Annotated in this window: 12 protein-coding genes; all 12 read left to right on the top strand. The window is 41.0% G+C overall.

Annotated features, from left to right (window positions below):
* The first annotated feature begins 9 nt into the window (after positions 1–9).
* The gene (locus LDN30_RS11305) at positions 10–1,473 is read left to right on the top strand and encodes an MATE family efflux transporter (RefSeq protein WP_306421518.1); all 1,464 of its coding nucleotides are present in this window, start codon (positions 10–12) and stop codon (positions 1,471–1,473) included.
* A gap of 60 nt (positions 1,474–1,533) precedes the next feature.
* Positions 1,534–2,967 carry a Coenzyme F420 hydrogenase/dehydrogenase, beta subunit C-terminal domain gene (locus LDN30_RS11300; protein WP_223929556.1) on the top strand — a complete coding sequence of 478 codons (1,434 nt, stop codon included), beginning with the start codon at positions 1,534–1,536 and terminating at the stop codon, positions 2,965–2,967.
* A gap of 162 nt (positions 2,968–3,129) precedes the next feature.
* Positions 3,130–4,278, top strand: coding sequence for a DUF262 domain-containing protein (locus LDN30_RS11295; protein ID WP_223929555.1), 1,149 nt, complete (start codon positions 3,130–3,132; stop codon positions 4,276–4,278).
* On the top strand, positions 4,271–5,290 hold the full coding sequence (locus LDN30_RS11290; protein ID WP_223929554.1) for an AAA family ATPase: 1,020 nt from the start codon (positions 4,271–4,273) through the stop codon (positions 5,288–5,290). Before LDN30_RS11295 ends, LDN30_RS11290 begins: the two co-directional genes overlap by 8 nt.
* A 1-nt stretch (position 5,291) precedes the next feature.
* A complete protein-coding gene (locus LDN30_RS11285) occupies positions 5,292–6,029 on the top strand; it encodes a hypothetical protein (protein ID WP_223929553.1) in 738 nt (245 codons plus the stop codon).
* A 79-nt stretch (positions 6,030–6,108) separates the two neighbouring features.
* Positions 6,109–7,992 carry a KAP family P-loop NTPase fold protein gene (locus tag LDN30_RS11280; RefSeq protein WP_223929552.1) on the top strand — a complete coding sequence of 628 codons (1,884 nt, stop codon included), beginning with the start codon at positions 6,109–6,111 and terminating at the stop codon, positions 7,990–7,992.
* Position 7,993: 1 nt separating this feature from the next.
* On the top strand, positions 7,994–8,710 hold the full coding sequence (locus LDN30_RS11275; RefSeq protein WP_223929551.1) for a Qat anti-phage system associated protein QatB: 717 nt from the start codon (positions 7,994–7,996) through the stop codon (positions 8,708–8,710).
* Positions 8,698–10,095: a Qat anti-phage system QueC-like protein QatC gene (qatC, locus tag LDN30_RS11270; RefSeq protein ID WP_223929550.1), complete on the top strand. Its 1,398-nt coding sequence runs from the start codon at positions 8,698–8,700 to the stop codon at positions 10,093–10,095. Before LDN30_RS11275 ends, qatC begins: the two co-directional genes overlap by 13 nt.
* The gene (locus LDN30_RS11265; protein WP_223929549.1) at positions 10,092–10,802 is read left to right on the top strand and encodes a TatD family hydrolase; all 711 of its coding nucleotides are present in this window, start codon (positions 10,092–10,094) and stop codon (positions 10,800–10,802) included. Before qatC ends, LDN30_RS11265 begins: the two co-directional genes overlap by 4 nt.
* Positions 10,803–10,958: 156 nt before the next feature.
* On the top strand, positions 10,959–11,960 hold the full coding sequence (locus tag LDN30_RS11260) for a transposase (RefSeq protein ID WP_306421517.1): 1,002 nt from the start codon (positions 10,959–10,961) through the stop codon (positions 11,958–11,960).
* 47 nt (positions 11,961–12,007) lie between these two features.
* Positions 12,008–12,865, top strand: coding sequence for a conjugative transposon protein TraN (traN, locus tag LDN30_RS11255; protein WP_223929548.1), 858 nt, complete (start codon positions 12,008–12,010; stop codon positions 12,863–12,865).
* 343 nt (positions 12,866–13,208) lie between these two features.
* Positions 13,209–15,512: a type IV secretory system conjugative DNA transfer family protein gene (locus tag LDN30_RS11250; protein ID WP_223929547.1), complete on the top strand. Its 2,304-nt coding sequence runs from the start codon at positions 13,209–13,211 to the stop codon at positions 15,510–15,512.
* The last annotated feature ends 439 nt before the right edge of the window (positions 15,513–15,951 follow it).

The raw sequence follows: 15,951 nt of genomic DNA, 5'->3' as shown, positions 1-15,951 counted from the left end.
TTCTTTACCATGGCAGTATCTCTGTTTACATCCCGTGTCATATTACAGGCACTTGGTGTTACTGACTATGGTATCAATAATGTGGTTGGCGGTGTTGTTTCCATGTTTAGCTTCTTGAATGGTGCTATGGCCAGCGCTACACAACGGTATCTGAATGTCGATATAGCAACAGGTAATGAAGAACATCTGAAGACGACCTTCCGCACAGCCATGCAGATACATATGATGATAGCCTTGGCTATCTTCATCCTTGCAGAGACTGTAGGATTATGGTTTGTGATCGAGAAGTTGGTTATTCCAGAGGAAAGAATGACGGCTGCTATGTGGGTATATCAGTTTTCCATCATAGCAAGCATGGTCGGTATCATCAGTCTTCCTTATAATGCGGACATCATTGCGCATGAGCGCATGGGAGCTTTTGCCTATATATCAATAATGGATGTCGTCCTAAAATTGATAATAGTCTATATGCTCGTCATCTCTCCTTTTGACAAGTTGATTACGTACTCTGCCCTCTACTTATGCGTAAACTTGTTAGACAGATTCATCTACAACATATATTGTAAAAGACATTTCTCAGAGGTGAACTTCTCCTTTAAGGTAGACAAAACTCTGTTTAAAGAAATGTCAAGTTTTGCAGGTTGGAGTCTTTGGGGGAATATTGCAGGCGTTCTTTTTACTCAGGGGCTGAATATGTTGTTAAACATGTTCTTTGGTCCGGCTGTAAATGCAGCTCGCGGCATTGCAGTTCAAGTGCAAGGCGTAATCCAAGGCTTTGTGGCAAATGTACAGACTGCCGTGAACCCTCAGATTACAAAGTCGTATGCTCAGCAAAACCTCCACAGGATGCATAAGTTGATGTTCACAAGTTCGAAGTTCTGTTTCTATTTGCTTTTTCTGATAGTACTCCCGATATCATTAGAAGCTCATCAAATCCTTCATGTTTGGCTTGGCATAGTACCAGAACATACCGTATGGTTCTTTCGATTAATTGCCTTTATCATGCTGACAGAGACACTCGCTAATCCTTATATCGTCGCTAACCAGGCAACCGGTAGGGTTAAGTTGTATCAGGCAGTTTGTGGAGGATTACTCTTATGCATTGTCCCTATAGCATACGTCGTCTTGAAACTCGGTGGCAATCCGGAGAGTGTCTATATCGTGCATGGATGCATTGCCATAATAACACAGATTACACGAGTATACATGATGCGTAATCTCATAGACCTTCCCATGATGACATACGCACGAAAAGTTGTGCTACCTATTTTGGCTGTAGCCATAGTAGCCTCCATAGTACCATTACTTGCTTACAATGAAATGACAGTCAATCTGTTTAGTTTCCTTATCGTGTGCACATTATGTGTAATCAGCACCATAGCATCTGCCTATTTCTTGGGAACGAGCAAGGATGAGAAAGTAATCATTAAGGAGAGAGTTGTAGCCGTATACCATAAATTCCATAAAGCATAGATGAAAGGCAATTGGCAATATTTAGTCACAACTCCAGCTCAACTGAACATTAAATAAGTCATGACCGTTCAAGATCTCATAAAGAATAAAGGTAATCAGGTTTGCTGCGGGTGCACAGCTTGTAAGACTGTCTGCCCGAAACAATGCATTACGATGGTAGAGGATAACGAAGGCTTTCTTTACCCTAAGGTAGATACAAATCTATGTATTGATTGCCAGGCGTGTGTCAAGGTCTGCCCTTTCCACAACCCTGCTGAGGAGGCCAAGCCAAAGAACGTGTATGCAGCTCTTAACAAGAATGAAGAGATAAGGAAAGACAGCTCGTCAGGAGGGGTCTTTACCATTCTGGCCGAAAAGGTTATCAATGAGGGCGGCGTTGTATTCGGTGCTAAGTTCACTGATGACTGGCAGGTAGAGATAGTGCCGACAGAGACGATTGAGGGATTAGCCGCTTTCCGTGGCAGCAAATATCTACAGGCGAAGATGGATAATTCTCTAAGTCTTGCAAAGAAATATCTAAAAGAAGGTCGCAAAGTCCTATTCAGTGGTACTCCTTGTCAAATAGCAGGTCTCAAGCACTATTTACGCAAGGATTATGAAAATCTGCTTGCCGTAGATTTTGTGTGCCATGGCGTACCCAGCCCAAAGGTATGGGAAATGTACCTTGATGAGGTTACACAGGCTGGGAAGCGAGCCATCTTAGATATAAAGTTCAGAGACAAGCCACAAGGCTGGAAGCGTTTCAACTTCACGCTGAGCTATAATGAGTCAGATAAGTCATATACTATGAGCTCATATAATGGCGACAACCATTTTATGCGGGCTTTCCTTTCTGATATGATACTTCGTCCTTCCTGCTATAATTGTCAGGCCAAGTGCGGAAGAAGCAAGAGTGATATAACGATAGCTGATTACTGGGGCATTGACAAGGTTCATCCCCAAATGGATGATGACAAGGGCGCCAGCCTTCTACTTGTCCGTACGGAGAAAGGACAGCAGGCATTGGACTTTACCAAAATAGCTTATACTGAATCAGCATATAACGATGCCTTTAGGTTCAATCCAGCTATTGAGAAAAGCGCAGTGCCACATCCTAAAAGAACTGAATTCTTTAAAAAACTCGATACAACAAAGGACCTTATCAAGCTAATAGATAAAGAGCTAAGGCCAGCTTTAAAGCAACGTGCTAGAATATTCTATCACCGATGCCGTCATAAGGCAAAAGTTTTAGCGCTGCACCTCTTAGGGGGGGGTAATCCAGAAAGAAGAAACACCACAACAGTCAGAAGCACCGGGGTAGTGCCCATGTGTGACAAGGAAATGGCTGTAACGACTATATCCTTCAGGAACAAAGGAAATGGCTGGAAAAGGTATACAATGGATGTCACATTGAGATCGGGAGAAAAACGACCAATAAAGAAGCCTTTGGAAGCTGTGTCAACAAAATATACAACTCTAGTATCAATGAACTCGTCCGCCGCGCTACGTGGTTAGGTAACGACGAGACGCACTACATAAGAAAGTGGGAAGACAGAGACATCCACGATCTCAAGAACCTCATCGACCTCACCTGTCAATACATTACGATGGAGTCCAAGTCAAAGGCGTATCTTGAAGAGATGCCAGAATGTTATAAATTAGATAGTAAACTTTGTCATGGATAAATTTAATACGGAAGACTTAAAAGAAGAGAAATTAGAAGGAGAAGTTGATGAAGAGAATAGTTCTTCAGATGAAGTTTATCCTGCGGAAGTAAGAGTGAACAGGGCGCAATTCAGTTGTAGTCATGTGAAAATACTTGTTGAAAAACGCCATGAGTTAGAGATCTCTCCAGAATTTCAACGTAACAATGTATGGAAAAGCTCACAAATGAGTGAATTGGTAGAGTCAATACTTATGGGTATTCCTATACCTGTTATCTATCTGTTTGAGGATCGTGATGGAAACAAACAAATTGTTGATGGTAAGCAAAGGATAACTACAATCATTGATTTCCAAGATGACAAGTTCACCCTTAATGGACTGCATGTAATGCCAAGTTTCAATGGAAAAAAATTCTCTACCTTACCTCCTAAAATGCGTGGCGCTTTTGAAGATTATCAGTTATCTTTCTATATAATACAACCTCCAACTCCAGAAAGGGTAAAGTATGATATATTTGATAGAGTAAACAGGGGTGGTACTCAGCTCACGCACCAAGAAATGCGAGAAGCTCTTTATATGGGCAAAGCTACAGAGATGTTGAAATATCTTCGAATGGAAAATGGTAGTTTCCTCAAAGCAACAGGTAATAGTATACCAGAGAAACGGAAAAAAGATACGTACTTAATTTTAAGAAGCGTTTCTTTTATGTTGTTATGGGGTTTTTCTGAAAGGGTAAAGAAGTTAAACAACGGAAAGGACATCAGCTACAAAAGTGATATAGATGATTTTCTTGCCAGCACGATGATTTTCCTAAATAATAAGGCGGATGATGGACTAATTAAAGATTTAGAACATCGTTTTTTGTCGTCAATGGATTATATATACGATATAATGGGTTCCGATGGTTTCCGGTTCGCCCATGAGGAAGGTAGTAGTAGACGTCCCGTTAGTATGCCCTTGTTCGAAACACTAACTTATGTATTCTCTTTCCCCGTTGTGAATAAGAATCCATTAAGGACAAAACAAATAGTAAGTATTAAAAAGAAAGATTGGGATATGTCTGGTTCCTTCAATGGAAGCAATGTTGACTCTGTAACAAAAGTTGTGGAAAGGAAAGAACTGATCGATGAAATTCTAAATGAACTTTACAACTATGCTTAAGGAAGTAAACATAAAAAATTTTAGAAGTATAAATGAGGCGAGACTAAAATTAAGTCCAATTACAGTCTTGACAGGTTTAAATTCAACGGGAAAATCTGCCTGCTTCTCTGCTATTCTTTCAGCTTTATATCATGACAAGAATGTTGAGAATAGCAAGATACTACTGTCAAATTTCGATTTCACTTTTGCAACAAACAGAAATCGTAATACAGCTGCTGAAGAATATTCCGTCGTCTTAAATTCAGATAATGGTGAGATGGTTTTATCTGACAGTAATATCATAACTGCACCTTCAACAAAGTCAAATGGCTTTTACGATTTGGAGAAAAATGTCTACTATCTATCAGCCAATCGATTGGGCTATAAGATGGATGGAGAATTGTATAACCCTAAATATAAAGTTGGTATTCAAGGAGAATACATTTTTGGAACATTCTTTCATGAGCAGTCTAAACCCTTAAATGAAAGCATCTGCTTTAACACAAGAACATCTCTTACATTAAGCTATCAAGTTGGGCAGTGGCTAAGTTATATTCTATCAATACCATTTGATGTTAAAACCGAGGAGATTACTAGTACACAGATAAAGGTTAGTTATACTGCTGATGGGTTAGATAATATCTTGCCACAACAACTTGGAGTTGGCGTAAGTTATCTTGTAAAAGTATTGATCATGTGTCTTAGGGCAAACAAGGGAGATGTTTTAATGATAGAAAATCCCGAAATCCATTTGCATCCAGCCGCCCAGTCAAGGTTAGGAGTATTCTTCTCCCGCATTATTAAAGGAGGTATCCAACTTCTTATAGAAACTCATTCTGAAAACTTAATAGAGAAGTTACAATATCAGGTTTATTCAAATGAAATATCACCCGAAGATATTATCATTTATTATAAACAGAGTGTTGAGGATTCTTTCTTAAAGATCAATATTGAGAGTAATGGCAAGCTGAGTTCTGATTTCCCTGAAGGATTCTTCGATGTCTCACTTAATGACTTATTGGAGATCGGTTGATATGAGTAATTTGGTTGATGGTGTTGTATTGGACAATGAACTCTTTATAAAGTATCATGAGTTTCTTAATGATACATCTAAGTTAAGTAAGACAATAAGACACCTTTTTCATTTTATGAAGGGTGGAAGGGTTGTAACATGTACTAAGCAATATACTGATACAGGTTTAAAATTGCAGATGTCGTTACAGAAAGCACTTACAAAAGCAAAATTGACAGATCTAAGTCTTGAAGAAGTAGCACAAAGAACTCCCTATAAAATAATCCTCTCAGAATCAAGTTCTACGTTTCCATATGTCAATATTAATGATGATGATGAAAAGATAGAAAATGATTTGGTGGGATCGTATGAAAAAGATGATGACAGACAGAAGGCAATAATGCATCTGAAATCACTATGCCAAAGGGCATCACACGTTGTCATATACGATAAATATATATCGAGAGATTCAACTCAAGAGCATACTGATATCAATTTTCTTGAAAAAATATTGCCCAAGAAAGTACTGCTAATAGATTGTTTTGAATTAAATGATACGGGAAAAACTGATTTGGAGAGTCGTTGTTCTGATTGGAGGGTTACTGTTCTACCCGGTAGTGCTTCACATCATGACCGATACATAATAATAGACCAAAAGGTAGAAATTATACTTTCCAGCGGACTTTATCATGTAGAAAATAAAGACATGGATTTTACCTATATAGTAAGATACATTGGAAAGAAGAAGAAACGGTTCTGAAATGGTAAACTAAGTAATCTTTTAAAATTTAAACTAAAGCAAAGAATCTCAAGCTATATAATATAAGATTTAAAATTTTATGTGGAAAGATACCGAATCATACATAGATATGTTAGGCTATCAAGTCCATGCGGACTTGCTGGCTAAGATTATCCTACAAAAAGACATGTTGCCGACATCAATTGGCATATTTGGCGACTGGGGGTCCGGAAAAAGTAGCCTTATGCTCTTGATGCAGGAATCTTTGAATTCGTGGATTTCTAAAATAGCAGCAGAAAATGCGAAAATACCAGACGGACAGCCTAAGATAAACAACAAAGTTCTCCAGATTGAATTCAATAGTTGGCAGTTTGAAAACTATGAGAATACAAAATTAACACTTATAGAACAAATCCTTACAAGCGTTGTAAATGATATATCTAAACGAAAAGATTTTTTTGATAAAGTAGACGATTTATTTAGAAGACTTAACTACTTAAAAGCGGGTGTAATTTGTTTAAAAAAAATATATTCAAAGATTGTTCCGTCAAGTATAAGTTCAATACTACCAACTTGGGATGAACTTAAAGGATTGGTAAAAAAGGAAGATTACGATAGATTGATTTCTGAAATTAGTCCATATAACACATCCCGTTTTATTTCTCAATTTCGCAAAAGTTTAGAAGAAATAATAAAGGATGCCAACTATAAATGCGTCGTCGTTTATATAGATGATTTAGACAGATGTAGTCCGGATAGAATAATTGAATGTCTTGAAGCAGTTAAGTTGTTCTTAAATGTAAATGGTACAGCCTTTGTCATTGGCGCTGACGAGAGAATTTTGGAATATGCTATCAACAAACATTATCCTAAGAATAATGCATCAAATGATGACAGAAATAGATATAGTCCTTTTTCAGACTATCTTGAAAAGTTGATACAGATTCCTTTCAAGCTGCCAAAGTTGTCTTTTAGTGAACAAGAAACATATATCTTACTGTTATTATGCAGAAAATATTTACCAGAGGGGCAAAAAGATGAACCAATTAATAAATTCCTTAAGTTTAGGGAAACAGATAAACACAGTAAATATGCTATCTGCAATATGAAACACGATTGTGATAAAGTGAATTTTACATCAGTAGAAAGGCTTGTCCCTATTCTTCCTTTAATGGAACATTTCCTTAATGGAAATCCAAGACAACTTAAACGTTTTCTCAACACATTAGATTTAAGACTACAATTAGCTGATGTTGCTGGATTTCATGATATCCGTCCGGAAATTATGGTTAAGTTAATGGTCTTGGAATATAGTCCACTTTATAGAGACCGTTTTGAGGACTTATACAATTTTGAAGTTTCTGATGATACTTTAAAAAAGAGCCATGGCTGTATAATAGATATTGATACCGTAGAAAAAGAAGCTAAAGATAAAGATATAAAATCAGAAAGATGGAAAGAAAACTGGACTTCTCCTATACTAATGAATTGGTTGTCGTCAGAGCCATCTTTATCAAAAGTTGATTTAAAGGACTACTTCTGGCTTTCAAGAGAATCTATAAAAAACTCTGTTCCTGTTGAAAGTATGATTAGTGCCAAAGTTCACAGAGATTTCTTTCGTTTATATAAACATTTTCCAACTATTACAACGTTGAAACCGGAAGAAAAAAGAATTTTCTCTGTTGAATACAGTTCTGAGACGGACTGTGATATGTTTACATACCTATTAAATAATAAACTAAGAAAAAATGCTTCAGACGTGCAGTCATGGAGAATTCTATGTGCTGATAGTGAAGGTCTTTTGATTAGAAATAGTTTAGAAAGGTTAAAAATTTTATTTAATCAAGTAAGAATAGAAGAAATTCAACCAGCTGCTTCTTCATTTATTAAGAGCATTAAAAACTTAGAACCTTTTAAAGATTACTTAACTGAACTATCTTCACATTTTAACGATAGACTTAAGAACGCTTTAAACCAACATTGATATGGGAACTTCTCAATCTTTTAAATCAGGTCCTAAATGGTCAACTGCTAAAAGAGCAGTAACCCAACTGGTTAATGCCGTTAAAAGTGGCAGTGACACTACTAACTCATGTTCTAACTACATGAGAGCATTTAGTAATGCAACAAGTGGAAATAGAGGGGAAGGTCATAGCGAAAGCGGATTCGGACATGCTGGCTCAAGAATAGGTAAAGCTTTTGGAGCTTTCTTGGTGAATGTACAAGGTGGCAGTCTTGCTGACATTCTGAATCTCACTCCAGATGATATCGACCAACAGAGCAAATATGACCTGATTGACGAGATAAGAAAGCATATTATAGGTGAAGATGATGCTACAATGGACGATGATGCTGCCAAAGTAGCTTTTGAAACCGTTATTAATAAGATATGTGAAGAATGCCAGGATGGTAAAGATGTTAGAGAAATATTCGAAAATGCTTCTCAAGACCAAATTGACGGTTGGATCATTCGATATTATATTGAGTACATAATTGAATTTGGTGCCGAGTTATTTCAATCTCATATTTTTGACAAAGATGGTGATGCTGTTCAAACATGTGACTCTATAAGAAACTATCTTGAAGTAGAACTCGGTGATCGATTTATGGACGAATTACGTAATTTGGACTTGTCTAGTCAAGAAGGTCAGCAGTTCTTAGGTAATATGATTAATGAAATACTTGGTATATGGGGACATTAAACATACATGTGAATTTTATTCCGTCTGAGAATATTCGTAAATTTGGTAAGTTTCGTTTATCTTTTACGGACGGCAACAACGTCGAACATTCTGTTGAAACAAAGTTTAACTTTGAGAGCTTATGGAGGATAGGAGGTGAAACGGATTCAATAGCCTTTGATTTCTTGGTCTTTTCAGTTATAGTTTATGATATAGATAGAGCTATAAATAGACATCGTTTTTCTGATGATGGATGGATGAGGAATTTAAGCATCATAGACATTCCTGCAGTAAATGATGTTGCCATGAATCAAGCTGCTACATTGTTTGTTAAAGCGGTAAATTTCTTGACTGGTGATCAGTGGTCTTTTCGATTTGTGCACATAGAACCCTATACATACAATCCCGAGGTCGAAAGGTTAAATGTTGATGACTATCAGAAGGTCTCGTTATTTTCTGGAGGGTTAGATTCGTTAATCGGTTTCGTTGACGAAGCATACACATTAGATGGTAACAAAAAGATACTCTTAATATCTCATGTTGAGCAAGGTAAGGAAGGAAAAGACCAAAAGCGTATATTAACTAAATGTTCTGTGAATGGTCATCCGTACCAAGGGAAATTTACTCAATTATCTGTTAGCGCAGGTCTGAAACCATCTACTTGGGTAAATAATCCTGGCCCGGAGGGAACGTTTCGTTCACGTTCTCTTCTATTCTTTGCTATGGGACTTTATGCATGTTACCACATCTCACCAAATACTCCACTAATTGTACCGGAGAATGGCACTATCTCAATAAACATTCCTCTTGATAAAGGACGTAGAAGTTCATGCTCTACTAGAACGACACACCCTACTTTCATACACAGATTGGAAGATGCAATTAGTGCTATTGGTATTATGAATAAGCTTTACAACCCGTATCGTTTAAAAAGTAAAGCTGATATGATGTTTGAAACTTTCACCAATGTAGATAAGAAGCAAGTTCTTTTAGGACTTTATCAAGATTCATGTTCCTGTGCTAAGCGATCTCACAAGAGATGGTGGGATAGAAAAGAAGGAGTAAATCATTGTGGGAAATGCCTTCCTTGCATATATAGACGTGTCGCGTTAGATATTGTTGGGCTTGATGACCCTTCACAAATTGGAATAGATATCTTCAACAGTCGGCATTTCCGTATCACTGACCACAGTCAGCAAAGCAGTAGTGATGTAAGATCTTTATTGTACTTCTTAAGGAATAGATGTAATTACGAAACTATCGCTCAAGAACTTCGTTTAAACGGAGTAACTGATGTCCATGAATTAGCTGACTATGTAAGATTAGCATTGCATTCATACGACCAGATCAAAGATTGGATTCGAAGAAAAGGGACTACAACGATAAAAAGTATGGCTGGTTTATGAGATACATCGATACACATTGCCACATAGATATGCTCTCAAGACCAGAAGATTACCTTATGGAATCTGAGCGTAACGGAAACATTACAATTGGTATGACAAACCTGCCATCCCACTATAAAATTGGCAAAGAGCATTTCTTGCATTTAAAGAAATCAAGATTGGCTTTAGGGTTCCACCCACTACTAATGGCAGAAGCTCGAAGTGAAATCAAGATTTTCAAAGACCTTGTTAGCCAAACCTCTTATATCGGTGAAATAGGCTTAGATTTTTCTCAAAAAGGAATACGTTCAAAATATTCACAGATTGAAGTACTGAATATTATATTGGAGATACTTGAAAATAAGTCTAAGATTATAAGTGTTCATTCAAGAAAAGCAGAGACGACTTTATTGCAAATGCTTGTTCATCACAGTATTAAAAACGTTATATTTCATTGGTACTCGGGTGATGTCGCTCTTATTAAGGAAATAATAAGTCAAGGATATTACTTTTCTATAAATGAGTCGATGTGTTTGTCTGCATCAGGAAAACGTATTATATCATCTATTCCGATTAACAGAATACTTCCGGAGACTGATGCTCCGTTTAATAGACATTCGGATTTATCAAATGTTTATAGATATTTAGAGAGTGTCGGATGTTCTTCATCCCAGATAGAGAACAACTTCAAAGACTTAATGAATAATTTGCGAAAGGAAAGCCAATAGATATGCCGATAGATTACATAAAACATGTTTGATTTCAATTGAATTTGACGACTTTTATGGAGGGATAAAGGGGGTCAGGGGGTCAGGGGGACGGGGGTCAGGGGGACAGGTACCTTGACCCATACACCATATAACTACTGAAAGGCGATATTCATCATGCCACGTCAGCCAAGAGAACATTCTCACTTCAAAGTTTATCACGCCATCCTAAGAGGTGTGAACAAACAGCAGATCTTTGAGTGCTCAGAGGATTACGAACATTTCGTTCATATCCTCCAGCATTTGTGTGGATGGCAGGTTGATACTCGACCATCAGTCAGTCACAACCTACAAAAGCGAGGGCAACTTGCTTCCAAACTCACGATGCCGCTCCCAAAAGAACAGGATGACCAACAAGAGTCAGCAATCCGCCATTGCTTCATCTATGCCTGGTGCCTTATGGGAAACCATATCCACCTGCTCATACAAGAGAATGACGAACCTATTGGAGACTCCATGAAGCGGATTGCCTCCTCATACGTTTATTATTATAATCACAAATACGACCGCATAGGCCATCTCTTTCAGGAGCGTTTCAAGAGTCAGCCCGTAGAGAGTTGGGATTATTTCCTCACCCTCCTACGTTACATCCATCAGAATCCGATGAAGCCTCATCTTGTGGCAGATCTCAAAGACTATCCTTGGAGCAGTTGGCGTGAATACCTCGGCATCAGCCAGCCACCCTTCACTTCCATCCAAACCGTCCTAAGGAGAATAGACATATCCGAGCTCACCGCCCTCATTGAAAAACCAATGGACGAGGAAGAAGAAGACGGTCTTCTCGATGCTTACGTACAACCAAAAGCTATGAGTTACAACAATGAGCAGGTATGGGACATGATTGAATATTACTGTGGAGCGAACACCCCATCACAGTTTCAAGCTCTTTCCCGTCCCCAGCAGAAGCATGTCCTTTATTGTGTCCATGAGGAGGGAGTCGGTCCCCGCACCCTTTCCCGTCTAACGGGCGTACCTTATTCAATAGTCCAGCGTGCGACCTCTGCTGCCAATGAGCGATTGCTCCAGTCATCAGTCATTGTCTCTGAACCCACGCCCGAAGACGACCTTTTTCTTACATGTTGTGATGAGGGAACATTCGATAAATATCCGGAATATTAACAATCATTGAGGGTCGTCGGTACCTGTCCCCCTGACCCTCGCTTTCAATGACCACCCATGCTGCACAGCCCGATACAGTAAAGGTCCGTTACATCCACCGTCTCACGGAGGACGATGCCCGCATCTTCGAGAGCAACCTACAGAAAACGGTCATCTACGTCAACGACCAGGTGACCACCCATCTCATCATGCCGGAGAACATCAAGCTTGTGGACATCTCCACCGACAAGCTCGTCGGCAACCAGTGCGCCGACAACATCGTCCGGCTGAAGCCTAAGTCCACGTTGATGGACAACGAACTGGCGGGCACGGTGACGGTCATCGGCGAACGTCACATCGCTCAGTTCACCGTCTATTACACCAAAGCCCCAAAGCGTGCCCACTCCGTCTATACCGTCGGACAGGACGACATCCGCGACTACACCAACCCGGAGGTGAGCATGACGCAGGGAGACATGTCCCGTCTCTGCTGGTCCATATTCACGAGCCGCCGCAAGTGCTTCCGTGTGCACGGCAAGCAGTACGGCATCCGTGCGCAGGTGAACAACATCTACACTGTCGGCGACTACTTCTTCATCGACTTCTCATTGCAGAACAAGAGCAACATCAAGTACGACATCGCCGAGATTCGACTGAAGCTGATGGACAAAAAGGAGCTCAAGGCCACGAACTCGCAGACCATCGAGCTCACACCGGTGTATATGGTCAACCATGCCGACCACTTCACCAAGTCCTACCGCAATGTAATCGTCCTCAAGAAACTCACGTTCCCCGAAGAGAAGAAGCTGCGCCTTGAAATTACCGAGGACCAGATAAGCGGCCGTGTCAGCTATCTCGACATCAACTACCGTGACATCCTCAATGCTGACAGCTTTGCACCGGAACTGCTGATAAACCTGCATTAAAGGATTCAGCCTCTCCAAGCCTCCCCGAAGGGGGAGGATGTCTGAATACCTATATATAAAGGTGTAACAAGATAGTAAAGATAATTCAGACATAGGCATTAGGAAATATAGCCTTGCAAGTAATTGTAAGTCAGTGAGTTTGCAATACATACCAAACAGCATTGCGAAACGACCTCTTTCAGCCGACAAAAGAGGCCGTTTTACGAGCCAAAAGGGACCGTTTTGCAAGCTCATTCGATACCTTTAATTTTTGTGTAAATATAATTCGCAGCGCATAGCTGAGTATAAACTATAAATCATTTCAACATCCCCTCCATTCGGAGGGGCTTGGGAAGGCTTATTTATGGAAGAAACCCGTGAACAACAGCAGATGTACAGTATGTTCCGCTCTTGCATCTATCTGATACTGATCATAGAGATTGTGATGAACCTGCCCATCACCTCCGACAACCGAATGGTCGCCTTTGTCCTTGAGCTCTTCCACCGCTTCAAGGTCTTTGACTCCGTGGCTGCCTGCAAGGTGATGGAACTCATCTGTATCACCGTTACCTGCATCGGAACGAGAGCACGCAAGAGCCTGAAATGGAATCTCAAGACGATGGTGCTCTATCCCGTCCTTGCCGGAGCATCGATGATCGTTATGTGCTTCATCTTCTATGATATGCCACTCAACGGCTCATTCGCCGGTTATTCCCTCAACCGCTGTCTCTATGTCCTCTGTTCCGTCACAGGCACGATGCTCATTCACCAGGGCTTCGATGCCATTGCCAAATATTTGGGCATGAAGATCGGCGACGATAAATGGAACTTCGAAAACGAGAGCTTCGAGCAGAGCCGGAACAAGGAAGAGAACGAGTACAGTGTCAATATCCCTATGGTCTACTACTATAAGAAGCGTCTGAACCACGGATGGATCAACATCATCAACCCCTTCCGTGCCACCATCGTCCTGGGAACACCCGGCTCGGGTAAGTCCTTCGGTATCATCGACCCGTTCATCCGCCAGCACAGTGCCAAAGGCTTTGCCATGATGGTCTATGACTATAAGTTCCCGGCACTGGCCCGCAATCTCTTCTATCAATACTGCAAGAACCGCAAGCAGGGAACATTGCCCAAGAACTGCGGCTTCCGCATCGTCAACTTTACCGATGTGGAATATAGCAACCGTGTGAATCCCATCCAGCGGAAGTATATTCCCGACTTGGCAGCAGCTTCCGAGACAGCAGCCACCCTTCTGTCCTCCCTCAACAAAGGCGGTGGCGAGAAGAAAGGCGGCTCAGAGGCCTTCTTCCAAAACTCCGCCGAGAACTTCCTAGCCGCCATCATCTACTTCTTCGTCAACTTCCACCCGACAGGCTACAAGAACGGCAGGAAACTCACCCGCTATGTCGAGTACGACGGCAGAAAATTGAAACTCGTCACAAGGAAGTGGCGCGACTATAAGGCTTTGGACGAGCGCGGCAACGTGGTCCTTGACTTCACCGACAGGGAGAGTAACAACGTCTCCACCGATGCTGACGGCATGTTTGTCGACTTGAACGGCTTCACCTATCTCAATGGTAATAAGCAGGAGATACGCATCGAACGTTGCTGGTACGAGGACGAGAACGGCAACGAGGTGGAGCCCGACACTATCACGGGCGAGTACTCCGACATGCCCCATGTGCTCAGCTTTTTAGGCCGCAGTTATAGTGAGGTATTTGATATTCTTATGGACGACCCCAAAATCATGTCCTTGATGGCCCCGTTCCAGTCCGCCTACAAGAACAAGGCCAACGACCAGTTGGAGGGTATGGTGGGTACGCTCCGTGTCAATGCTGCCCGTCTTGTTTCCCCAGAGGCTTACTGGGTGTTCACCGGCGACGACTTCGACTTGAAAATCTCCGACAGGAAAAGTCCCAGTTATCTTGTCATCGCCAACGACCCCGAAAAGGAACAGGTCATCGGCTCGCTCAACGCCCTCATCCTCAACCGACTCGTCACTCGTATCAACAGCAAGGGCAACCTGCCCGTGAGCATCATCGTCGATGAGCTGCCCACGCTCTACTTTCACAAGATAGACCGCCTTATCGGTACGGCACGAAGCAACAAGGTGGCTGTCACCCTCGGTTTTCAGGAACTTCCCCAGTTGGAGGCCGACTACGGCAAGAACGGCATGCAGAAGATCATTACCACCTGCGGCAATATCTTCATGGGTGCGGCACGCAACAAGGAAACCCTCGAATGGGCACAGAATGACGTCTTCGGCAAGGCCAAGCAGACATCGAAGTCCATCACTATCAATGACTCAAAGGTCAGCACGTCCATCAGCGAGAAGATGGACAACCTCGTTCCTGCCGCCAAGATTGCCGACATGGCCACCGGCTGGCTCGCCGGACAGGCTGCCCGTGACTTCACACCCACGGAGCGTAGCTCGTTCAGTGGTATCAACCTTGAGGAAAGCCCTGAGTTCAAGACCACCAAGTATTTTTGCAAGACCAACTTCAATATGGCAGAAATCAAGAAGGAAGAAGCTCAATACGTTGACCTCCCTAAGATATACGCTTTCAAGGATGCCCGTCAGAAGGAAGTCATGCTGAACCGTAACTTTGCCCGAGTGAACCGTGAGATAGACGAAATGATAAAGAGCCTGCTAAACTCACAGTAAGTTATCACAAGTGATTCGAAAAAGTGTATTGTTAACTTGTTGGTTATCACTAATCGAATCGGTTTTCTTGTGAAAATCAACTACTTGTGATAATATGTGGTTATTAAAAACTTTTGACAACTTCGTCTATTCTCAGACATAATTCTGATTCAGCCACGTAAGTAGCATTATAAAACTTATAACATCAATATTAAAAATATTAGGTTAGTGGGTAATTTTTCTCGTCTTTATTTTGTTCTATTCATTTTTTTGAGCTACCTTTGTACCGACTGAATGGCTGTTTGTACCCTCGGTTGGAGATTCGCTCTCCTATAGAGCTAACGAACAGCATTCCACGCAGTGCTGAGTTTGGCAAGTCTTAAAAGACTTCACCTTCAGACGCATGTAAGTGCCAGCAATGGCATTTCGTTGGGACTTTCAGTCTGACATATAGGAAGGC

It is taken from the genome of Prevotella lacticifex (genome assembly GCF_019973375.1).
Lineage (GTDB): Bacteria > Bacteroidota > Bacteroidia > Bacteroidales > Bacteroidaceae > Prevotella > Prevotella lacticifex.
The sequence above is the reverse complement of the archived record's forward strand: the minus strand, read 5'-3'. Positions and strand labels throughout refer to the sequence as shown.